22 protein-coding genes are annotated in these 20,339 nt (G+C 45.2%); 8 read left to right on the top strand and 14 right to left on the bottom strand.

Annotated features, from left to right (window positions below):
• Nucleotides 1-22: 22 nt before the first annotated feature.
• The gene (locus R7P80_RS11315; RefSeq protein ID WP_005375002.1) at nucleotides 23-310 is read left to right on the top strand and encodes a hypothetical protein; all 288 of its coding nucleotides are present in this window, start codon (nucleotides 23-25) and stop codon (nucleotides 308-310) included.
• Here the strand turns inward: R7P80_RS11315 and R7P80_RS11310 are convergent.
• The 4 genes from R7P80_RS11310 to R7P80_RS11295 form a co-directional block, all read right to left on the bottom strand.
• The gene (locus tag R7P80_RS11310) at nucleotides 307-525 is read right to left on the bottom strand and encodes a DUF6500 family protein (RefSeq protein ID WP_017634431.1); all 219 of its coding nucleotides are present in this window, start codon (nucleotides 523-525) and stop codon (nucleotides 307-309) included. The genes R7P80_RS11315 and R7P80_RS11310 overlap by 4 nt on opposite strands.
• Nucleotides 526-535: 10 nt before the next feature.
• A complete protein-coding gene (locus R7P80_RS11305; RefSeq protein ID WP_005386881.1) occupies nucleotides 536-913 on the bottom strand; it encodes a PH domain-containing protein in 378 nt (125 codons plus the stop codon).
• Between the two features lie 112 nt (nucleotides 914-1,025).
• Nucleotides 1,026-1,241, bottom strand: coding sequence for a TIGR02450 family Trp-rich protein (locus tag R7P80_RS11300; protein WP_005374999.1), 216 nt, complete (start codon nucleotides 1,239-1,241; stop codon nucleotides 1,026-1,028).
• 138 nt (nucleotides 1,242-1,379) lie between these two features.
• Nucleotides 1,380-1,853: an HPP family protein gene (locus tag R7P80_RS11295; RefSeq protein ID WP_017634430.1), complete on the bottom strand. Its 474-nt coding sequence runs from the start codon at nucleotides 1,851-1,853 to the stop codon at nucleotides 1,380-1,382.
• Between the two features lie 98 nt (nucleotides 1,854-1,951).
• Here R7P80_RS11295 and R7P80_RS11290 point away from each other — a divergent pair, with 98 nt between their 5' ends.
• A complete protein-coding gene (locus R7P80_RS11290; RefSeq protein ID WP_017634429.1) occupies nucleotides 1,952-2,497 on the top strand; it encodes a TetR/AcrR family transcriptional regulator in 546 nt (181 codons plus the stop codon).
• Nucleotides 2,498-2,581: 84 nt separating this feature from the next.
• On the opposite strand, the gene R7P80_RS11285 is transcribed toward R7P80_RS11290, so the two are convergent.
• Nucleotides 2,582-5,005, bottom strand: a complete 2,424-nt coding sequence (locus R7P80_RS11285; RefSeq protein WP_225491623.1) for a formate C-acetyltransferase/glycerol dehydratase family glycyl radical enzyme — start codon at nucleotides 5,003-5,005, stop codon at nucleotides 2,582-2,584.
• Nucleotides 5,006-5,007: 2 nt separating this feature from the next.
• The gene (locus R7P80_RS11280) at nucleotides 5,008-5,949 is read right to left on the bottom strand and encodes a glycyl-radical enzyme activating protein (RefSeq protein ID WP_025768602.1); all 942 of its coding nucleotides are present in this window, start codon (nucleotides 5,947-5,949) and stop codon (nucleotides 5,008-5,010) included.
• Between the two features lie 254 nt (nucleotides 5,950-6,203).
• On the opposite strand from R7P80_RS11280, the gene R7P80_RS11275 reads away from it, so the two are divergent.
• Nucleotides 6,204-6,878 (top strand): fructose-6-phosphate aldolase, encoded by a 675-nt coding sequence (locus R7P80_RS11275; RefSeq protein ID WP_025768603.1) that lies wholly within the window; start codon nucleotides 6,204-6,206, stop codon nucleotides 6,876-6,878.
• A 376-nt stretch (nucleotides 6,879-7,254) separates the two neighbouring features.
• Here the strand turns inward: R7P80_RS11275 and R7P80_RS11270 are convergent, their stop codons facing one another.
• The 5 genes from R7P80_RS11270 to R7P80_RS11250 all read right to left on the bottom strand — a co-directional run bounded on the left by R7P80_RS11270 (nucleotide 7,255) and on the right by R7P80_RS11250 (nucleotide 11,369).
• Complete coding sequence (locus R7P80_RS11270) at nucleotides 7,255-7,389, bottom strand: hypothetical protein (protein WP_017189656.1); 135 nt, start codon at nucleotides 7,387-7,389, stop codon at nucleotides 7,255-7,257.
• On the bottom strand, nucleotides 7,386-7,814 hold the full coding sequence (locus R7P80_RS11265) for a DUF2809 domain-containing protein (RefSeq protein WP_054702002.1): 429 nt from the start codon (nucleotides 7,812-7,814) through the stop codon (nucleotides 7,386-7,388). The genes R7P80_RS11270 and R7P80_RS11265 overlap by 4 nt, the downstream gene beginning before the upstream one ends.
• Complete coding sequence (gene creD / locus R7P80_RS11260; RefSeq protein WP_025768605.1) at nucleotides 7,801-9,141, bottom strand: cell envelope integrity protein CreD; 1,341 nt, start codon at nucleotides 9,139-9,141, stop codon at nucleotides 7,801-7,803. Before creD ends, R7P80_RS11265 begins: the two co-directional genes overlap by 14 nt.
• Nucleotides 9,142-9,216: 75 nt before the next feature.
• A complete protein-coding gene (gene creC, locus R7P80_RS11255) occupies nucleotides 9,217-10,659 on the bottom strand; it encodes a two-component system sensor histidine kinase CreC (RefSeq protein ID WP_225491644.1) in 1,443 nt (480 codons plus the stop codon).
• A complete protein-coding gene (locus R7P80_RS11250; RefSeq protein ID WP_225491622.1) occupies nucleotides 10,659-11,369 on the bottom strand; it encodes a response regulator in 711 nt (236 codons plus the stop codon). The genes creC and R7P80_RS11250 overlap by 1 nt, the downstream gene beginning before the upstream one ends.
• A 259-nt stretch (nucleotides 11,370-11,628) precedes the next feature.
• On the opposite strand from R7P80_RS11250, the gene R7P80_RS11245 reads away from it, so the two are divergent.
• Nucleotides 11,629-12,141 carry a DUF2799 domain-containing protein gene (locus R7P80_RS11245; RefSeq protein WP_005374970.1) on the top strand — a complete coding sequence of 171 codons (513 nt, stop codon included), beginning with the start codon at nucleotides 11,629-11,631 and terminating at the stop codon, nucleotides 12,139-12,141.
• 34 nt (nucleotides 12,142-12,175) lie between these two features.
• Here the strand turns inward: R7P80_RS11245 and R7P80_RS11240 are convergent, their stop codons facing one another.
• The 3 genes from R7P80_RS11240 to R7P80_RS11230 all read right to left on the bottom strand — a co-directional run bounded on the left by R7P80_RS11240 (nucleotide 12,176) and on the right by R7P80_RS11230 (nucleotide 14,490).
• Nucleotides 12,176-12,634 carry a GNAT family N-acetyltransferase gene (locus R7P80_RS11240; RefSeq protein WP_225491621.1) on the bottom strand — a complete coding sequence of 153 codons (459 nt, stop codon included), beginning with the start codon at nucleotides 12,632-12,634 and terminating at the stop codon, nucleotides 12,176-12,178.
• A 184-nt stretch (nucleotides 12,635-12,818) separates the two neighbouring features.
• Nucleotides 12,819-13,901, bottom strand: a complete 1,083-nt coding sequence (locus R7P80_RS11235) for a type I restriction endonuclease (RefSeq protein WP_053303885.1) — start codon at nucleotides 13,899-13,901, stop codon at nucleotides 12,819-12,821.
• A 118-nt stretch (nucleotides 13,902-14,019) separates the two neighbouring features.
• Entirely contained in the window at nucleotides 14,020-14,490 is a 471-nt protein-coding gene (locus R7P80_RS11230; RefSeq protein WP_017820545.1) for a GNAT family N-acetyltransferase, read from the bottom strand.
• A gap of 132 nt (nucleotides 14,491-14,622) precedes the next feature.
• On the opposite strand from R7P80_RS11230, the gene R7P80_RS11225 reads away from it, so the two are divergent.
• The 4 genes from R7P80_RS11225 to R7P80_RS11210 all read left to right on the top strand — a co-directional run bounded on the left by R7P80_RS11225 (nucleotide 14,623) and on the right by R7P80_RS11210 (nucleotide 20,333).
• Nucleotides 14,623-15,813, top strand: coding sequence for an MFS transporter (locus tag R7P80_RS11225; protein WP_104980180.1), 1,191 nt, complete (start codon nucleotides 14,623-14,625; stop codon nucleotides 15,811-15,813).
• Entirely contained in the window at nucleotides 15,788-16,756 is a 969-nt protein-coding gene (gene yidZ, locus R7P80_RS11220; protein ID WP_053303886.1) for an HTH-type transcriptional regulator YidZ, read from the top strand. The genes R7P80_RS11225 and yidZ overlap by 26 nt, the downstream gene beginning before the upstream one ends.
• A 141-nt stretch (nucleotides 16,757-16,897) precedes the next feature.
• Nucleotides 16,898-17,767 carry a DMT family transporter gene (locus tag R7P80_RS11215; RefSeq protein ID WP_053303887.1) on the top strand — a complete coding sequence of 290 codons (870 nt, stop codon included), beginning with the start codon at nucleotides 16,898-16,900 and terminating at the stop codon, nucleotides 17,765-17,767.
• Between the two features lie 388 nt (nucleotides 17,768-18,155).
• A complete protein-coding gene (locus R7P80_RS11210) occupies nucleotides 18,156-20,333 on the top strand; it encodes an FUSC family protein (protein ID WP_104976418.1) in 2,178 nt (725 codons plus the stop codon).
• The last annotated feature ends 6 nt before the right edge of the window (nucleotides 20,334-20,339 follow it).

Genomic DNA, 20,339 nt, shown 5'->3' with positions numbered 1-20,339 from the left:
TGACTTTTTAGTTGAGTTCTATATGCACATAACATCATCCGAAAAAAGAAAAAGCGACTTACTGAAGAAAGCCTTTTTATGGCTCATTGTCTTCGATTACCTTTTATTGGCGTTTTTCTTAACTCAGCTATCAAGTATGACACTAAACAGCGGAACCATGATCAGCTTGTTACTTGTTGTTTATAACGTCTTACTTGTTTCGCTATGTTTTCAACGAACCAACAAGCAGGACTCTTACATTATCTACCCTGTTTTGTCCGCAACGTTATTAGCATTTGTCTGCTTTCTTTACTTCTTTTTTTTAATTTAGCTCCCCGACTCGACCATTGATTTTATTTTTACTGCTTTTTCGAAGTGGTCGAGCTGATGAGTCTGAATCCACCACGTAGCCGCTTCCATCAACAGCTCTGGGTCGTCATTTTTATTAGCGAAAAACGCATAAAATGAGAGACCAACCAATTCACCTTTACTCGCGATCTTTTTGTCACAGACCTCTATAATTTTGTCTCTCAGCGAAGCTCTCATTTCTAATCCCTTAACCTAGTACATACTCACTAACCATACGGTTGAAAGAAATCAAATCAAACGAGCCTTTAATTTCAAAACGCACTCTTCCCACCTCACTCATGAAGAACTCGATTTCACAATCCAAATCAAAAGTACCAGAGGTCTCGATAGAAAATGCATTGATCTTACTGTAAGGCAAAGAAGTGTAATCCACTTTTGAGCCGGTAATCCCTTGCACATTTGCCGCTATCACTCGCTTGTTCGTAAACACCACTTGGTCACGAACTGTTTTAAAAGCAGCGAAAATAGTCTCACCATCAATCAAGAACTTAAGGAAGTCTTCTCTGGCATTAGAAACGTCAATCGGCTTAAGCTTAAATACAGAGGAATTGTCGAAATCAATCATAATTAATCCTTTGAGTGGGCGTTAGAACGAATTATCAACGTATCAGATAGCACCACTTTTGCCTACTCGCAACGCACGTTTCTGCTTGATTCGCCCAACAACGAAGCGTCACTCACTTCCACCCTTGCATCCATTGCTCAGAGTCTTTTAGGTCTTGCCAGTTCATCTCTCGGTCGCGTTTACTCATGACTGCCTCGATGACACATCTCACAACGTTACCATCTTCATCTAGTTCCATTTCTGTCACGACAAAATGCTTCTCTTTGTTTTTAGGTGAAATTGCCGTCCATTTACTGTGCAATAGTTTCTTAGGGTGGATTCTGTTCATCGCATTGTACCAATTTAACTACCATGTTGATGTATACGACTGAATACCAAGAGAGAATCAGATTTTGTTTTTGCAAACCGACAAAAGATAAAACCGCAAAAGAGATCACTCCCTTTCGCGGCTCTAACTACAATCCGACTAGGTCTTCTGACCATTCAGTCGAGGGTTTAGGTACTGACTTTGTAGCAACTGTAACCCTTTACCGACCAGAACAATCACTATCGCTCCAATCAGGACAGGCGTGAAGAGAAAACTCCATCCCTGCCCAGACGCCATGATCAAAATTGGATTTGCACCCGCAGGTGGATGAGTGGTCTTCGTAATCAGCATCGCAGACACACCTAGCCCCGTCGCAATCGCGAGCGTGACCGGCGTGACGTCAACATACTGGCTAAACGCAATACCGATAGAGGCCGTGATGAAGTGACCAATGATCACGTTTTTGGGTTGAGCGAGAGGGCTGCTAGGCACCCCAAACACCAACACCGCCGTAGCACCAAATGGCGCCATGAGAAGTACTACCTCAGTAAGAGATACCTCGGCGTAAGACAACACACCAATAGCCAACGTAGCGCCAAGCCCGGCAACCAACGATAAAATTAAATTATTCATAAACACCTCAAAGTAGACCGAATTGTCTACAAAATAAAATAGACAAACCTGTCTACCTTTGTCAATATGTGTTTATGGAACTTTTTGAGGACGTAGTTATGAACAAAAAGAAACAGTTATTGATCGACACAGCTTTGTCACTGTTTTACAAACAAGGCATAAACTCTATTGGCATCAATGAAGTCCTCAATGTTTCCGGCGTGGCTAAACGCACGCTATATAACCATTTTGAGAGCAAAGAAGCACTTATCATCTCCGCATTAGAACAACGCCACGAAATATTTATGGAATGGTTGGAGGAAAAGCTTTCTTCAGCACAAACGTGCGCGGAAGTGATCGATCAGTTATTTACAGCACTCAACGGCTGGTTTCATGGCTCTGAAGAAAAGTTGGGCGAGTTTCGCGGTTGCTTTTTCATCAATACGTCCGCGGAATTCAGTGACGACAGTGGCGAGATCGCAACGTATTGCCGCTACCATAAGCAGCAAGTCAGAGAGCTAATTCAACGCTATCTCAAATCAGACAACGCTTCATTACTCGATGCCATTTGCTTCATGAAAGAGGGCGCGATCACTACCGCTTACATGACGAAAGAATACGACAACGTCACGAAGAAATGCGTGACCATTTTGCACAAGCTTTAATGCGTTCAGGTATAGTCATTTGCGGATTAAGTATTCAAACCAAAGGCACCAATCGGTGCCTTTCGTTTTAGTTAGTGATTGTACTTACAGCTCGTGCTCAGTACGTGCGATGATGTCGTCTTGCGCATCTGGTGATAGCGCGGTAAAGAAGGCTGAGTAGCCTGCAACTCGCACAACAAGATCACGATATTGCTCTGGGTTCTTCTTCGCGGCTAACAAGGTCTCGCGAGAGACGATGTTGTACTGCACGTGCCAACCTTTGTGGTGGTTGAAGAAGGTGCGAATCAGCATAGAGAGCTTGAGCTTATCCCCTTCAGACTCAACCGCCGCCGGGCTTAACTTCTGGTTAAGCAGCACGCCACCAAGGATCTTATTCGCTTGGATCTTACCGACCGAGTTGTACACAGCTGTTGGACCTAAACGGTCTGAGCCAGACGACGGGCTTGCACCTTCTGCCAATGGTGTTTTCGCTTTACGACCGTCCGGCGTTGCCATGGTTGAAGCGCCGAATGGGACGTTTGCCGAGATACTTGATGTACCTGCGTAGTAACCGCCGCCAATTGGACCACGCCCATGACGCGTATTAACGAACTGTTCTAGCTCATCAATGTACACTTGGTAAGCGTCTGCCAGTAGTTGGTCTACTGCGTCATCATCGTTACCGTATTTTGGTGCAAAGTTGATAAGACGTTGGCGAAGCTGTTCGTTCTCCATGCCGTCGAAATCTTCTGCCAATGCTTTTGCCAACTCTGGTTGGGTGATTTGCGCGTCATCGAAAACAAGGTGCTTGATGGCAGCTAGGCTGTTACCCAAGTTTGCGATACCGACTTGCAAACCAGATACCCAATCGTATTTCGCGCCGCCTTCTTTCACGGTTTTACCGCGAGCCAAACAGTCATCCACTAGCGTTGAACAGAAGATGTCTTGTGCCTGCTGTTCAAGCACGCTGTCCACTACCGTATCAATCTCAATCGATTTACGGGTGTAGTAGCGGATTTGCTCTGCCCAAGAAGCTGTCACTTGCTCAAAGTTCTCAAAGTTACCTTTTGCTAATGACTTATCGTGTGGCAAGAAAGCTTTACCCGTTGTTGCATCCACACCTTCGTTCAATGAAGCTAGCAAGATACGAGCGAAGTTAATGAAGCTCATGCCCGTACAACGGTAACCCCATTTGCCCGGAACTGCGGTCTCGATACAGCCGATAGATGCGTAGTTGTAAGCGTCTTCTTTCTCTACACCAAGCTTGATGAATTCAGGAATAACAATCTCATCGTTGTTGAACGCTGGCATACCGAAGCCGCATTTAATCACTTCAATACAGCCCATTAAGAACTCTTGGTTTAAACCTTCATGGTAACGCACACTCAAGTTAGGTTGCGTCGAACGTAACTGACCACAAGATTCCAGAATCGCCCAAGAAAGTGGATTCACTGCATCTTCAGGCTCACCCTTTTCATTCAACTTCTGACCGCCGATACACACGTTTTGATACAGCGGAGAACCTGCCAATGCTTTTGAGTGTGCACCAGAGCGAATCTTGTTTACTTCAAGCAACTTCAACCAGCAGCTTTGTAAAAGCTCTAGTGCAAAGTCTTTTTCAATCGCGCCGTTTTCGATATCGCGAACATAAAACTCGTTGAGGAATTGGTCCATACGACCGAAAGAAACCGAGTGACCGTTCGATTCGATTTGTAGCATCAATTGAACAAAGTAGCTCAATTGCAGTGCTTGCCAGAAGTTTTCTGGAGCGTGGCTCGCGACATGACGACAGTTTGCCGCAATGCTTTCTAACTCAGCTTTGCGCAGCGGGCGTGTCTCTTCTAACGCCATTTTTGCCGCCAATTCAGCGTAGCTCACCATGTGATCTTGAATCGCAAGCAGTACGATTTCGACCGATTTGTAGAACTGCTCTTTCTTCAAGCCTTCAAAGGTCGAAACATCATTGTTAGCACGGTGCTGACGAACATCCTCTAACAAGCCGTTCATGCCTAGCTTCAAGATTTTCTCGTTATCCACCGCAAGGTGCGCGTCACCCGAAGTCATGTTGCCTTCAGCTTTAATGATGGTGCTGGCTAAGATTTCTTGCTGCTCATCAGTGAACAAGCCATAACAACGGTCTTGAACAGTTTTACCGCGCCAATACGGTGTGATGCTGTGGATGCTTTGCTTATCTTCTTCAGTGACCGCAAAGCCTGCACCAGGACGGTCGGCTAGCTCATCAATTTCCGCTTCAATCCAACGCACTGTGTATTCTGGGAAAATAGGCGCAGCGCGTACTTTGCTCGCTTGGTTACCGACGATTAGCTCATCGTGTTTAATCCAAATAGTACGAGTGCGTAAGTGCTCTTGCAGTGCTAGCGCACGTTGGACAATTACAGGTTTGTCTTCGTTTGCTTGATAAGCACGAGTGTATGCCTCTGCACGCTCGGTACAGACAGGTGGCGTTACGATATTTACCAGTGCCGATTTGTGCGCTTTGATACGCTCAGGAAGGTAATTCAGGTCCATAGTTAACCTCTTACAATCACGTTAAGTTGGGTGTTTTCGCTTGCGTATTGCATGGCGCTTTCTAGCAGTTCTGGTTTGTTTAGTGGCTTGTCAGAACACTCGTAAGGCATATCGAGCAAACGGTATTTATTGATGCCGAGCGTGTGGTACGGCAGCAAGTGAAGTTCTTGGCAGCTTTCTAGTGAAGCCGCAAAATCGATGATGTCTTTCAACTCTTCGATGGTGTCATTGAACCCCGGCACAACGGGAACACGAATCACAATGCGTTTCGCGATAGGTGCCAGTTTTCGGAAATTGTCTTTGATGCGTTTCAGTGAACCTTTCGCCCAGCTAAGAAACTTTTCTTCATCAGTGTGTTTTAAATCCGCCAACCAGCAATCAATATGCGGCGCGGCTTTTTCGACATTCTTCCACGGCACATGCATGCACGATTCAATGGCGGTAGAGACTTGGTTGTCATGCAGACGCTGCGCGAGTTCCGCCACTAAATCGGCTTGCATGAGTGGCTCACCACCGGAGAAGGTCACACCACCTTGGCTTTGGTCGTAGAAAGGTTTGTCTTTCATCAAGGTGTCGAACAACATGTCTGATTTCGCCTCTTCACCGCAGACAGTCAGTGCTTGCGTAGGACAGACGTCTCGCAGCGCGATCAGCTGGTCTTCTTTGATGGCTTTGCGATTGATGATGATCTGGTTGTCGATGCGTTGAATACCATCGCTCACCGTTTCACTATCCGCTCTGGATTGAGTTGTGGCTTGATAAGCAGAAACGCACAGTTGGCAACCTTCCATACAGCTTCGCTGATCAAACAACAGTGAATGTTTTTCGCTGCGACTTTCTGGGTTTTGACACCAAGGGCAAGACAAGCTGCATCCTTTAAGAAAAAGAATGGAACGAATGCCATCGCCATCATGGGTAGAGAATCGTTGGATATTGAAATACATCTCTGCTTGCCTCTTGGTCTGTGCTACCGCTGTGTACTTAATCCGTTTCTTGCTGGTTAAGTCTTATCAGCGGCTTTTCTTTGTTCGAACTGAAAGCTTCATTTGAGCGTTTACAAGTTTCACTCAACTTTCATTTAATGAAATTATTATAGTTTCAAATGAAATTTCAATTGATCAAAATCAAGATCTCGTTCGATTGTCAGATCTATAGTGATCCCATCATCAAAACGAAGATTTTGTTTAAGGTAGAAACCATGATTGAACTTTATTTAGATACTGCTGATGTGGCAGAAGTAAAACGCTTTAACCAGTGCCTACCGCTAAAAGGCGTGACGACAAACCCAAGCATTTTGGCGAAGTCAAAACAGGGACTGAATGAAACCCTAGCAGGCATGCAAGAAGCACTTGGCGGTACACCTCGCTTTCACGCTCAAGTCGTGAGTTCAACCGTCGAAGGTATGGTGGCAGAAGCGCGCCAACTGAATGAATTGCCTTACGATATAGTGGTAAAAGTGCCAGCAACAGAAACCGGCTTAGCAGCAATTAAGCTAATGAAAAAAGAGGGAATTCAGGTTCTCGCCACGGCTATCTATTCAGCTCAACAAGGTTTCCTAGCGGCACTGTGCGGTGCTGACTACCTAGCACCTTACGTAAACCGCATTGATGCGATGAACGGCAACGGTGTTGAAGTGGTCGCGGATCTTCAATTGTTGCTCGATCAAAACCAACTACCAGCGAAGATTTTGGCAGCCAGCTTCAAGAACACTCAACAAGCGATGGAAGTGATGAAACTGGGCATCGAAGCCATTACATTGCCAACCGATGTGGCGGCACAAATGTTCGCTCACCCAGCAGTAAAACCGGCGGTTGAGCAGTTCGATAAAGACTGGAAAGAGACGTTCGGCGAGAAACTTTCATTTGAAAGCTAATTAAAAGTAGCAGCTAGATGTCTTAGTTAGGGTCTATTGAACTTTCATGGTTAAATTTTGTTCGAGATAAAAGCGTTTTAATCGCGGCGAGAGGTTTACCGCCTAGTCATTCTAAGCAATTACCTCTCAACAAAGAGTAAAACGCTTTTAGCCGAACCCTTCGGGCAGCGTTTGTGGTTCATTTCTACTTCATTACCGGCTTATCAGTTACACCAACTACATTTCAAATGTCTCTGCCTCATATAAATTACCCACAAACAGCTGCAAAAATCAGCTTGAAAGCTCAATAGACCCTATTAATAAAGGGAATCTTAACTCACCCTGTGCGCCGGTGAACTTAAGGTTCCCTTTTGTATTTCATATAAACAGGTGAGGTTTACAGTAGTTCTCTATTGGTCAGTGACCAAAGGTACACGCGCTTGAGTAAACTGATTTTGATCCTTTTACGAATACCTCGTTTGGAATGGCGGAGTCGGTTTGGTAGCGCAATGGCTTTCATCTCGGTTTTCATTGCTTTTCCATCCAACAACACAGTAGACCTCCGATGCTATAAGCCAGCAGATCTTTCCAATCAAATGTGGCGCCCAAAATTACAGCCAGAGGCGATGAAGGTTCGATACCAAGCCAAGCTACGACCTGAAGCAATTGCCCCAACTCGACAGCAAACGCAATCAACACCACCAGTGAAACCAGCCAGTTAACGGGCATGGAGAACAAGCTTGCAAGAAAGTAGTAGAGCCAAACCACAACCAGAACATCACCAAATGTCGGACGAATAAAGCTGTCTCGAATATAGAGCGCAATAACGACCAATACGATAAAACACACCAAGCTTTTCAGTCCATTTTTTGCAGGAAATCGCAGGTGGATAGCGCACGTTTCTTCCACCATATCGCTTGGCTGACCAGTGAGAGTTGCTCGCTTAAATATCTTCATGATTCGCCTTTGCACTTTCTTCTTCTTTCTTATTTCGTGCGTACCAATCGATGTTGCGTGTAATGACCATAGTGAAGCTCAAAATCGCGAAACACAGTAATGTCCCCATAACCAATGCGTAGCTTTCTGCTTGTAGCAAGCCAAACAGTAATCCGTAGAGAGTGAGCAAACACACTCCGAATATCGCGCCGTGTTTGGTGTTGCTCAACATACCGCTCACGTACACACTTAAAAGCCCCGTCGATGCGACTGCCGACACCACATATGCCCAGTTAAAGCCCAGATGTTCACTCATCGAAATCAACAACAGATAGAAAAGCGCTAAAGCCAGACCAATAAAACCGTATTGCACAGGGTGAACCGGACGCGCTTGGAACAGCTCCAGTAAGAAGAAACTCGCAAACACTAATGTGATAACCAATAGTGAATAGTTCACAGCTCGGTGGGATTTCAAATAGTGGTCCACGGGATCAATCAAATCTACGCCCATTTGTCGCTGTTCAAGCTCGTGACAAGCGTGATTCGATGACAAACAGCTTTGGAACAGCTGCGCGATATTGGTAGAGAAGTTATTGCTCGCCCATTGTGCATTAAATCCATCCTCAGAGACTTCTGATGACACCGGTAAGTAATCACCGATAAAGCTTGGATGTGCCCAAGTTGAAGAGAGTTCAACCGTTGTTTGACTGCCGATTGGTGTGACTTGAAGCTGCCCCATCCCTTGTAGCAAGAAGTTAAGATCGAATGCCAAAGGTTGTGCTGGGTTTAGGTCTGCAAGTGTCAGATCACTGTGGAAGCCTTGTGGTAACTGATTTAACCCCGTTCCCGGTGCGACTTCGATATCAGAGCTCGCCATGGTCATGTCATCCAAACGAATCAATCCACGGCTGTCTTCAATGCCAACGACTAGGCTCATGTTGTCAATATCAAGCCCCTGCAATGCCGTGAGATCGTCTGCATCGAAAGTGCCTTTCAGTGCCACTTGTGCTTTGTATAAACGCGCGCGGTAAATGCCTCGGTACTTTTCAAAACTGTCCAGATTCGCGCTCATATCAAAAGTGCTAGGTAGGAGGAATTTACGACGCTCTTTAATCTGTACTTTGTCATCTCGGTAACTGGTTTCGGTGTAGTTAACCATGATGAATGGGCCAATGATGCGCTGTTCGCCGCTGCTGCTGCGTGCGATGTCGTTTCTGACTTCATCTTGGCGATATGAGCGTTCTGAGATCAGCCCTGTGACCATTGAAAGCGGGATTTGCAGTAAGACAAACAAAAACAGCACGAAGGCGAACTTCGTGCCGAGTTGGTTATTGAGGATCTTTTTCATGTTTCATTCTCCATTTGCTGATGGAAGTAATCTAAATCAGCAATTTGGAGAACGAATGGAGCTGATGTGGAGTTTCTATGGAGTTGGTAAAATCAGGGTCACTTTCACGCCAGAATCGACGTTTTCGACTTGTAACTGACCTTTGTGCAGCTTGATCACTTGCTCAACAAAATTCAGCCCGAGCCCAGTGCTCTTAACGCCATTTTCCCGAGCGAGGGAGTAGAAGCGTTCCGTCAAACGCGACATCGCGTAGTCGGGAATGTGAGGACCTGAATTGAAAATCGACAGGCACATTTTCTCTTTCGCGACCTCAGCTTTCCATTCAATGCATCCCTCCGAATCAACAAAATCCAGCGCATTGTCCATCAAGTTAAAAACGGCTTGTTTCAGTAAGAAGGCATCACCAAGCACGGCGAGATGGTCATCAATTTGGATGTTGGCAATCACCGACTTTGCACTCAAGCGCGCATCCGCCGATTCAACCACTTCATTGACCATTTGTTTTAGCGAGATAGCTTCGACTTGCTCTAGCTCGGGGCGCTTTTCAAGACGAGCCAGTTCGAGCAACTTATCAATCAATGACTGCATGCGGTCGCTTTCTCGCTCAATGTTGCCAGCAAAGCGCGTGACCTTTTCTGCAGGCAACGGCATTTGCAATATTTCACTCGCGCCTTTAATCGCTGATAACGGGCTTTTCAGCTCATGAGTCAGCGTCTGTACGTACTCTTCCACATATTGTTTACCATCGAGTTGATTGCGCATCTTCTCTAATGCGTCGCTTAGCGTGCCGTACTCATAAAAGATACGAAATGTCGGCTTAGAGACCTTTTCACCTTCACCCATTTTGGTCGCGTAGTCTTCTAGCTTGTTCAGTGCTGAGTGAATTCGCCAAGCAAACAATGCCCCTGCCAATAGCACTAAACCACTCATCCACACCATCCAAAACGGCACATTGCGTTTAGAAAGATCGATGAAGGGTTGTACTGAGCGATTGGATTTTGCCACCGTCACGCTGCCAATGATTTCACCTTTGTGGTAAATGGGCGCAGCCACGTGCATAACGGTTGAGAGCGGATCTTTCGGGTCTTCGATGGTACTGCGCGCGCCGTATTGACCACGCAACGTGAGATATACATCGTTCCATTGCGAGTAGTCTTTGCCTACGTCTTGCTGCCAAGAATCCGCAATCACAATGCCTTGTTTATCGGTAATGTAAATTCGATGGTTAATCGCTTTTTTGCCAATTTCCCAAATGCGCGCTTGAGGCTCTCGCTGCCCATAAGCCGCTAGTAGTTTGGAGAAGCGACTTTCAGACAACTTTCCGTTCGCAACATCTTCTTCTGCCAATACTGCAAGCAAGTTCGCCATATCCACCAGCGTCTCTTCGGTGGTTTGACGCACGGTTGGCTTAAGTTCTTGGACGACCGTTTTGCTCACCATGTAAGCCGTCATTCCGACTAAGATGAAGTAGAGAAAAAACAGTCTGAGTCCAAGAGGGATCTTCGGCCAGCGATTCATCATTCACCTTTAATGCAGTAAAAGTAACCAAAGCCACGCTTGGTACAGATGCGTTCAGACATCTCAAACGGCTTCAACTTATGGCGAATGGCTTTGATGTGGGTATCAATATTGCGCTCGTACGCAGCTTCCGGCGCCATGTCAGCAGCGACCATAAGTTGCTCTCGGCTCAATACATTGGAAGAGACAGAAATCAGTTTATCGAGAATCTTAAATTCGACCGCAGTTAACCCAAGCATTTGCCCGCCAACACTGTAGTCGAAGTTCTGCGCAACTAAATCATGGTTCAAATGAGGTTGTTCTGGAACAGCTACAGGCCCTGGTTTGTCCTCCATCATTGGCGCTTTAGCTTTGATTCGAAGTTTAATGCGAGCCAACATTTCGCGCGGGCTAAATGGCTTAGTCACGTAATCATCCGCGCCAATTTCCAAACCGACTACGCGATCAATTTCATCGCTTCTTGCGGTGAGAAAGATTATGGGAATATCAGAAAACTCACGGATGGTTTTGCATAATTCAAAACCATTGCCATCCGGTAAGCCTACGTCTAAGACAAGTAACGCTGCGGAGTTGTGCTGCAAAAAAGCTAAGCCCTCTCCTGCTGTTGTAAACCACTCTGCGTGGTAGCCATCCATCTCTAATACATGAATCAGGTTCTCTGCGATAGCAGATTCATCCTCGATAATAAGGACGGTGGGTTGTTCGCTCAATGTCTTAGCCTCATTGACGGTGTTTATCTTTATGTTGGTATTATCACTTAATTTGGGGCCAAGGCTAGTGGATTGATGCAGCAAAGGCGCAGTTCGTGGATAATACTAATCAAACACACTTCTATTCAGCATAATAAATTTATCACTTAGATTAATGAGTCACCATAATTGTGAATACAATGATTTCAACCATTGATATGAACAGTGTTCATTTTAAACTCAAGTTATCAATTCGATTTTATTTAAAGGACAGTCACTGATGAAAAGAGCGCTAATCCCCCTGGCTTTACTGACTTTGCTCTCAGGTTGCGCCAGCATGTCTCCGGATGAGTGCAAAACGGCAAACTGGTACAACGTAGGTTATCAAGATGGCCGAGACGGCAACGATCCAAACATTATCAATAGCTATACCGAAGACTGTGGTGAAGCGGGTGTGACACCCGACCGAGCGAAATGGAAAGAAGGCTTTGATAAAGGCACTATCCAATATTGCTCACCAGACAATGGGTACACTGTCGGTATCGAAGGCAAAGAATACTACGGTGTGTGCAGCAGCAAAGAGTTCATTGAGAACTACCAGTTAGGTCATCAAGAATATCAACGCCAGCAACGCATCCAACAAATCGATACTGAAATCTCGGTCATCGATAATCAGCTTGATGGCAATCCAGACAAAGATAATGCCAAGAGACTGAAAGAGAAGAGAAAGCGATTGGCTGACGAGCGTTCAAGCCTCTTGTCGCCAACCATCAACTTGAATCTGAATTTCTAAATCGATTGGATTTAGCTTCTAAAAATTCATGGCCCTAGCTCAGTTCTAGGGTCATGAATTGACTGTTCGGATCGAGTTCGTAATCCCCGAACTGCTCGCAGTACACAAAGCCATGCTTTTCATACAACAGGCGCGCTGGTTTAAAAAACTCCATCGAGCCCGTTTCTAAACTCAAGCGCTGCAAACCTTTTTGCTTCGCTTGCTCAATCACATGAATCAATAATTGAGATGCCACACCTTGGTTTCTTGCCGTAGGCGTGGTGCGCATGGATTTCAGCTCCGCGTGTTGGTCATCCAACTCTTTAATCGCCGCACACCCAAGCAGTTGCTCACCTTTCCATCCGGTCCAAAATGTCACTTCTGGCGCTTTGAGCTTATCTAAATCTAACGCATGCACGCTTTCTGGTGGTGACGTGGCGTACATGTCCTGTAAATGTCCTTCCAACAGCGCTATCACTTGCGACCGTTCTAAATTGTCGATTTCAATCCTCATCTTTCCATCCTTGGCTTTTAACTATCTAAGTCACCTTAAGTATATGTTTTAAAATTAAATGTCCATCCCAAAACTCAAAGATACCTAGGTTTGTACAAAACTAAGGCGATTGAATAATAGAAAAGCCCCAGCACAGATATCAAAACATCATGTGTTGGAGCTTCATTTGCATTTCTATGTAAGCCTATTCGTAAAGTTCTGGCGTACTTTGTAACTGTTCACTAAATTTGAAAATATCGTCAATCGAGTCGATTGGATGGCGGGTTTCTGTTTTAGCTTCATCAAAGAGGCCAATGTACTTTTGTTTGGTATTGAACCAAAGGCGACATAATGGCTTCCGATTGTTGTCATCAAGCAGGATACCAAAATAACTTTGCGTATCACGGGCGCACACTCGCTGTACATCAACTTGTTGTCGCAATATCGCCTTAACTACATTAAAACCCTCGATCTCTTCATCTGTCGTTTGAACTTTGGGCTTATCTTGAGCAGGTTCGACGGATTCTTCAAAGGTGTTAACGCTATCGTCTACCTTGATCGGTGCTTTATCATCTCCACCAATTGCAGATTTCAATCGAGCATTAATGCTGTCGTTCAAGAATTGTTTTAGAGCCTTCGTTGTAATATCCATGAACTGTGCTTTGACTTTTGCGGTTTGGACGCCATCGTACACTTTTGAAGTAAAGAATTTTACAAACTCCTCTTCAGGGTTCTGAAACTGTTCATGAAGTGCTTTTTTAATTTGATTGAGGTACTTGAGCTCACCGGCAGCATCAACTACAGACTCAACATCAAAAGAAGACTTGGTAAGCTTTTTCACTTCGGGAATTACGTGCTCATCAAGATTGGCAAGATCCAAAGTCAAAAACGGCTTTTCATCCATTTTATTTGGAGCGTCTAAGTCCGTAAAAAACTGATATTCAGATCCATTAGTTAAAATCGCAATACGAGCATTGGTTACTGAAAAATACCGAAACAATTGATTAGCATGTTTAGTGGCCAATGGCTCACCAAATTTTTTACACTCGATAAGAATTTGTACAACCCCATCTTTAATGAGTGCGTAATCTACTTTTTCTCCCTTCTTCGTAGCAATGTCAGCAGTAAACTCAGGGATAACCTCATTTGGATTAAAGACATCATAACCTAATACAGAGTGCAAAAATGGCATTACTAATGCGTTTTTTGTTGCTTCTTCTGTAGCTAAACTCGCTGATACTTGGGGAATTTTTTTGGAAAGAGCTTGAACTCGTTCTATAAAATCCATAAGACACTCCATCATATTGTTCATTTAAACACTTAAAGTATATATGACACTGGTATCTTAAAATGTTGTGTAGTTAAAAGTTTGAATGCCATATGCAAACACTCACCCAACAGCGAACTTAAAGCGGTTGTCTCATAATGTGCTGCGGTCCAACGGGGCCGCCGTGGTAAAGCTCATTGGTATCTTCAAACCCTGATTTTAAATAGCACTGATAAGCGGGTATGTTGCGGCAATTCACGGTGAGATAAAGCGCATCAAACTCGGGATAATGGCGTTTGGCGAAATCGGCAAACTGTTGAATGGCTTGCTTGGCGATGCCTTTGCCTTGATGACGGTGATCCACCAGCAAAGCACGCACGCCTAAACTGTTTTTCGGGCAAAAATCGTATTTCTCGCTGTAAGCTGCATCAAATAGAAAAAAGCCAACCACGTCATCGTCTGCCAAAATCAGATGCGGAAGTTCTGTGGGTTCAAGACGTGTAAGCATTTCACCCACATCCGCGACCGTAAACTGCGATTGCTCTTCTAGCACGCTAAGTTCGCAAGTGTGTTCATGTCGCTCAGGCGAATACTTTTCAATAGTAATCATAATCTTCCTTGTTGTTTTTATGCTCAATTCATACAGGGTATGTCGTAAATAGAAATACCTAGTGTCGTATTTCCCACTCGCAGGCAAACGTTTAGCACTCTATTATCCTCACCATTCGATAGAGAGGTTTCCATGTCCCGTTTTTTACTTTGTAGTTTTGCACTCGTTTTACTCTACCCTACTGCCATTGATTTGTATCTTGTTGGTTTGCCTCAAATTGCGTCAGATCTCAATGCCAGTGAATCTCAGTTGCATATTGCATTTTCGATCTATTTAGCTGGCATGGCTACCACCATGTTATTCGCGGGGAAAATTGCAGACTCTGTGGGACGAAAGCCTGTTGCCGTCGTCGGCGCGATGATCTTCGTGCTCGCGTCTTTTCTCGGCGGAATGGCTGAACAACCAAACGCTTTCTTGATTGCTCGCTTTTGCCAAGGCATCGGTGCTGGATCTTGCTATGTCGTCGCGTTCGCGATTTTACGCGACACGTTAGACGATGAACGCCGCGCGAAAGTATTGTCGATGCTCAATGGCATCACCTGTATCATTCCAGTGATCGCACCCGTGATTGGTCACTTGATTATGCTGAAATTTCCTTGGCCGAGTTTGTTTACCACGATGGCAGGAATGGGCATTCTCGTCAGTGTATTGGCCATTTTTGTTCTCAAGGAATCACTACCCAGCCAACAATGTGAAGAACAGACAACGCCAGAGAGCCATCAAGAGACTTTCTTCGAGCGATTTTTTATCAGTAGGCTGATCATTACTGCACTTGGAGTGACCACCATCCTGACCTTTGTTAACGCTTCACCAATTGTTGTGATGAGTATGCTTGGTTTTGATCGCGGTGGCTATTCTTCCATCATGGCGGGGACTGCGACGATCAGTATGTTGATTTCGTTCTTGGCGCCATTGGCATTGGGGATTTTCAAGCAGCGAACCTTAATGATGAGCTCTCAAGGATTGCTCGTTTGTTCAGCCATCGTGCTCAGTGCAGCCCATTTCCATGATGGACAACCTTTTTACTATGTTTTCGGACTTGGGCTGATTTGCGCAGGCTTCGCTTGTGGCTTTGGCGTGGCCATGAGCCAAGCGCTCAGCCCATTCTCTCAACAAGCTGGCGTGGCAAGCTCGTTACTGGGCATTGCTCAAGTTTGTAGTTCCGCGTTCTATATTTGGTTTATGGGTTTCATCGGCGTTACTGCACTGAATATGTTGGTGTTTATCTTAGTGCTAGGTAGCGTAATCAGCCTTGCTCTAATACTATTGATTCCAAAGCCTGTTCACGATACCCATTATGAAGAAATCCCTAGCGCGACTTGATTTAAACTTACTGTTCACTCTGCAATTATTGTTGCAAGAGCAAAGCGTCTCGAAAGCCTCGAAAAAGCTGAACGTTACGCCCTCTACCGTAAGTAAGTCGCTCAACAAACTTCGTCATTGGTTCGATGATCCTTTGTTTGTCAAAACACCTAAAGGTCTTGCGCCAACGCCCTTGGCGCAAAGCATGGAGCAAGATCTTGCAGAATGGCTGCAAATTGGCTGCCAGATTGCAGAAAAACGCAGCGATATTACGCCTAAAGGAGTGCGTTTTGATATCACGATTGAGTCGCCATTAGTGCTCACAATGCTGGACAGAGTCATCGTCGCTATCCACCAGCGATACCCTGAAGCGAAAGTAAAAACCAGTAACTGGGATTACGATTCACTCGACGCCATCATTCGGGGCGAGGCGGATATCGGTTTTACCGGCCGAGAAAGCCACCCTAGATCGAAAGAGTCGTTGGATCTTCTGCCTTATTTCTTGGATTTTGAGATTCTATTTTATGACCTGCCGATGGTGTATTTACATAAAGATCATCCGGCATTACAGCAAGAGTGGAATCTCGAGACCTTTCTGAGCTACCAACACATCAATATTGTTTGGGAAAAAAGTGAAACTTGGGCGTTGGATGAAGTATTAGCGGAACTAGGGCTACAGCGCTCTATCGGGCTGACGATGTCCAACTTTGAGCAATCCCTTTTTATGGCAGCGCAGCCGACGCATGATATGATCACCACCGCGCCGCACTATTGCAAAAGTTACACAGAAAAGCTGCATCTCGATTTGGTGTGCTTGCCAATTCCATTAGACCAAGCTCAACAAGACAAATTACTGATTCCATTTACCATGATTTGGCATAAACGCAATGCGTACAATCCCAAATTGCTATGGTTGAAAAACACCATTGAGTCATTGTACAAACAACCTTTCCAACCACAGTAAGACTCAGGCTAAGGTCAGGTTTTCTCTGGTTATTTTTAATGACTTTCTTGCTCTGATAGCTATAACTAATCACTTTATCAACTAATAAAAATGTTCTTTTGGATCTACACTAGCTGTTCATTTACACGCTAAGGATCAAGGATGTCGACCTTCTTACTCACTGCTATTGCAATGCTGGCGTTCGCTGCCAATTCATTATTGTGCCGACTTGCCTTGGCAGAAGGGTTAATTGATGCAGGAAGCTTCACGCTCGTTCGATTGATATCTGGCGCGATTACCTTAATCGCAATGCTTGTCGTGAGAGGTCAGTGGAAAACCGATCGGCCAACTTCTCGCTTTCGCTTTTTTGCTGGCGTGGCGTTATTTGGTTACGCTGCCCTTTTCTCTTTCGCGTACTTACAACTGGCGACAGGAACTGGTGCTTTGCTTTTGTTTGGTGCCGTGCAACTTACATTACTGGCGATCTATTGGTTGCAAGGTGAGCGCTTTCAGTTTCTCGAAATCATCGGTATCGGCCTTTCAATTGTTGGATTTGTTTGGTTGATGTTGCCATCTGCCACTCGCCCCGATATTAGCTCTGCACTTCTCATGTTGATTTCTGGCGTTTGTTGGGCTGCGTTTACTGCGCTCGGTAAACAAGCGCCTTCTCCAAGTAGTGGCATCACGTGGGGATTCATCGCTGCATCAATAATTGGCGTGCTCCTTTCGCCATTAATCTTGTCCTCAATCCACCTTTCTTTGAGCGGAGTGTTGCTCGCTATCGCATCTGGTGCCATTGCATCTGGCCTTGGGTATACGCTTTGGTATCAAGTCATGCGTAAGCTCTCTTTACTTCAAGCCGCCGTCAGCCAACTTTCCGTGCCAGCCATTGCTTTGCTACTCGGCAGCATCGTACTCCACGAGCCTCTTTCACTGCATACTCTTTTAACCAGCGGCATCATTCTTGGTGGGATCGCTTTGGTTTTTTTATCTCGATCCAAAAAAACAAACGAACAATCGGCAAGCCGATAAAAAGTAATAACTTTCCCTCTCAAGTACCCATTCATCATCTATGCTTTTTAAAGCAGTAAAGCTCATTGCAGATGGTATAAGTGGTCTGCTTTGGTACCAGGCGAAGAATATAAGGTGAGCATTGGCTCACACAATGCAACGATTTTGTTTCATAAGTGAGAATCATCACAGATCGCGAATTTGCTCGTTTTAGGCGTTTCACCAATAACGCCAAGGGCTAGCACGAGATCAAGCCAAATACGCACTTTTTGTTTTGACAAAGGGTTTACAAAGCACACTTTTTCACCCGCTATATTCCGCCCCCCGAATTTATTCAGAACAAGATTCTGATTATTCATATAAGAAATTCATCAACTTATAACGATAAGCCTGAGCAAACTTTGACACTATGAACGACAAAATAAAATTCGCTATTAAAGTATCGCTTAGCCTGACTCTGGCTTATCTGATCCCGTTTGCCATGGGTTGGCCGCAAGCATCGACGGCCGCAACTACTGTAATGCTGATTGCATCGACAGGCAGTCGTCGTGAATCACTCGCCAAAGGTACCTTACGCGTGTTAGGTACATTGGTTGGTGCCGTGGTTGGCTTGTTACTGGTGGGGTTGTTTGCTCAAGACCGCTTGCTGTACATGCTGAGCGTGTCGGTTGTGGTCTCATTCATTTTTTACTTCCGTAATGCCTATCAAAAAGATCCTACGCTACTCATGCTGACCGGTGTGATGACGTTGATGATGTCCAATGGCGGTGACGCAGAAGGTGCGTTCCTTTATGGCGTTGACCGCGCCTATATGACGGTGTTTGGGGTGGTGGTTTACACACTCGTGGGAACTTTCTTACTCCCGACCAAAACAGAACAAAACCTAAGACAGCTCATCGAACAACTCAACCAAGCACAACGCGCGTTGTTCACCGCTATCTTGCAAAATTTCGAGCAAAAATCGGCAGGGCAAATCTCTCCTCAAGAAGGCGGAGAAGAAAATCCAGAAGCGGAAGAGCCACAACCTCCTAGCGTGGACACTCTCATCGAACAGATGTTTGCCGCTCAAAATGCGCTCGAACAGCGTTTTTCCACGGTCAGTGTGGAATGCAGTGACGTGTCGGCCTACATGAAAGAGTGGCGCTTGGCAGTTCATTTGAACAAGCAGGTAACGCAACAATTGACCGTCGCGGCGCACAGCCACTTTAGCCACCAGCAAGACCGTGAAAGCATCAGCAACTTTGATCAAGCCGTGGCGGAAATTGACGCGCTATTTGATACCTGCCAACAAGTCTGGGACGAAAAAGAACCCGCTTATCGTGCTCAGGAATTCAAAGTCAAATACAACCAAGCGTTGCTAGAAGACGCAGCGCACCTAGAGAAAGGCTCTGCGCTTACGCTTGGTCACCTGTTGGAACTGATGCATCAAAATTTGTCGCGTTTAGCGGAGAGCATTAGCTGTATTGACTCTGTGACGAACAATGTCTCCTTTGACGTGCCGCTGCCGAAACCGAAAGGCAAGTTTCTATGGTGGGACGCAGAAAACTTTAAAACCGCGGTCAAAACCTTTGTCACTTATTGGGTTGCAGGACTGATTTGGATTTATTTCAATCCACCAGGCGGCTACTCGTTCGTGGTCTTCTCGACCATGTTTATGTCTTTGCTGTCGTTCGTGCCTGTGCACCCGATTTTGTTGCTAGTGCTTTTCACTTTCGGCTTCTTGTTCGCGGTGCCTTCTTACGTCTTCATTCTTCCGCAATTGGATCTCGGGTTAGAGCTTGGCCTGTTTATCTTTATCTACACCTTTATCGGTTTTTATCTGTTTAACGGGCCAGTGACGATTTTCTATATGATTGGCTTGTTTGTTCTCGGTTTAGACAACAACATGTTTTATCACTTCGGGATCCTCATGACGATCATGCTGTTGTTCTACATGGTGGTGTTCATGATTATTTTCGCGCACTACTTCCCGTTTAGCTCACGACCAGAACACCTCTTTTTGACCATAAAAGAACGCTACTTCCGACATACCCGAGAGCTGTTCACTACCTATCAACAGCAGTCTAGCTCGGTTATTACGCCGCTCAAACGGGCCTTACACTTGGTGACGCTCAATGTCTCATCGAAAAAGCTCAAAGTCTGGGGTTCGAAAATCAACCACAAACACTTTGATAAAACCACGCCAGAAGCGATTGGCGCGTTTAGCAAAGCGTGTGATGTACTCAGTAATCACATCAACATCTTAATGGCCGCCGAGAAAAAGTTGATGACCAATCCACTAATTACTCAGCTTCGCCAACAGCACCGCGATTCCATCATTCCTTTGATGGCGGGCGCTTTAGCCAGCCATCAAGCAACACAAGAACTCGACTCCGTATTCGACCAATACAGTCAAGATTACCAAACATTCGAAGATAAACTGGAAGATTTTTTTAGTGAGTTGGATTTATCTGACTACGCTTATTCAGAGATAGCCGGTTTTTATATCTTGCTGAATTTAAAACGGAACGTGTTCGAAGCAATCAAGCATTGCAAGCAAACCTACGAGGATATCGATTGGGTGAACTTACAACAGAAGCGTTTTTAAAGGTGG

Origin of the sequence: Vibrio sp. 2092 (assembly GCF_033339635.1) — a bacterium.
In the GTDB taxonomy this organism is placed as follows: domain Bacteria; phylum Pseudomonadota; class Gammaproteobacteria; order Enterobacterales; family Vibrionaceae; genus Vibrio; species Vibrio alginolyticus.
Note: the sequence above shows the minus strand (reverse complement) of the source record. Positions and strands in the feature narration are given on the sequence as shown.

Bases quoted from the DNA above. Each gene is read 5' to 3' on its own strand.
- R7P80_RS11225 (WP_104980180.1), top strand. From the start codon at position 14,623: ATGTCCCGTTTTTTACTTTGTAGTTTTGCACTCGTTTTACTCTACCCT.
- R7P80_RS11245 (WP_005374970.1), top strand. From the start codon at position 11,629: ATGAAAAGAGCGCTAATCCCCCTGGCTTTACTGACTTTGCTCTCAGGT.
- R7P80_RS11280 (WP_025768602.1), bottom strand. From the start codon at position 5,949: ATGTATTTCAATATCCAACGATTCTCTACCCATGATGGCGATGGCATT.
- R7P80_RS11270 (WP_017189656.1), bottom strand. From the start codon at position 7,389: ATGAAAACCGAGATGAAAGCCATTGCGCTACCAAACCGACTCCGCCAT.
- R7P80_RS11295 (WP_017634430.1), bottom strand. From the start codon at position 1,853: ATGAATAATTTAATTTTATCGTTGGTTGCCGGGCTTGGCGCTACGTTG.
- R7P80_RS11285 (WP_225491623.1), bottom strand. From the start codon at position 5,005: ATGGACCTGAATTACCTTCCTGAGCGTATCAAAGCGCACAAATCGGCA.
- R7P80_RS11215 (WP_053303887.1), top strand. From the start codon at position 16,898: ATGTCGACCTTCTTACTCACTGCTATTGCAATGCTGGCGTTCGCTGCC.
- yidZ (WP_053303886.1), top strand. From the start codon at position 15,788: ATGAAGAAATCCCTAGCGCGACTTGATTTAAACTTACTGTTCACTCTG.
- R7P80_RS11275 (WP_025768603.1), top strand. From the start codon at position 6,204: ATGATTGAACTTTATTTAGATACTGCTGATGTGGCAGAAGTAAAACGC.
- creD (WP_025768605.1), bottom strand. From the start codon at position 9,141: ATGAAAAAGATCCTCAATAACCAACTCGGCACGAAGTTCGCCTTCGTG.
- R7P80_RS11265 (WP_054702002.1), bottom strand. From the start codon at position 7,814: ATGAAGATATTTAAGCGAGCAACTCTCACTGGTCAGCCAAGCGATATG.
- R7P80_RS11210 (WP_104976418.1), top strand. From the start codon at position 18,156: ATGAACGACAAAATAAAATTCGCTATTAAAGTATCGCTTAGCCTGACT.
- R7P80_RS11235 (WP_053303885.1), bottom strand. From the start codon at position 13,901: ATGGATTTTATAGAACGAGTTCAAGCTCTTTCCAAAAAAATTCCCCAA.
- R7P80_RS11300 (WP_005374999.1), bottom strand. From the start codon at position 1,241: ATGAACAGAATCCACCCTAAGAAACTATTGCACAGTAAATGGACGGCA.
- R7P80_RS11310 (WP_017634431.1), bottom strand. From the start codon at position 525: ATGAGAGCTTCGCTGAGAGACAAAATTATAGAGGTCTGTGACAAAAAG.
- R7P80_RS11305 (WP_005386881.1), bottom strand. From the start codon at position 913: ATGATTGATTTCGACAATTCCTCTGTATTTAAGCTTAAGCCGATTGAC.
- R7P80_RS11290 (WP_017634429.1), top strand. From the start codon at position 1,952: ATGAACAAAAAGAAACAGTTATTGATCGACACAGCTTTGTCACTGTTT.
- creC (WP_225491644.1), bottom strand. From the start codon at position 10,659: ATGAATCGCTGGCCGAAGATCCCTCTTGGACTCAGACTGTTTTTTCTC.
- R7P80_RS11230 (WP_017820545.1), bottom strand. From the start codon at position 14,490: ATGATTACTATTGAAAAGTATTCGCCTGAGCGACATGAACACACTTGC.
- R7P80_RS11315 (WP_005375002.1), top strand. From the start codon at position 23: ATGCACATAACATCATCCGAAAAAAGAAAAAGCGACTTACTGAAGAAA.
- R7P80_RS11240 (WP_225491621.1), bottom strand. From the start codon at position 12,634: ATGAGGATTGAAATCGACAATTTAGAACGGTCGCAAGTGATAGCGCTG.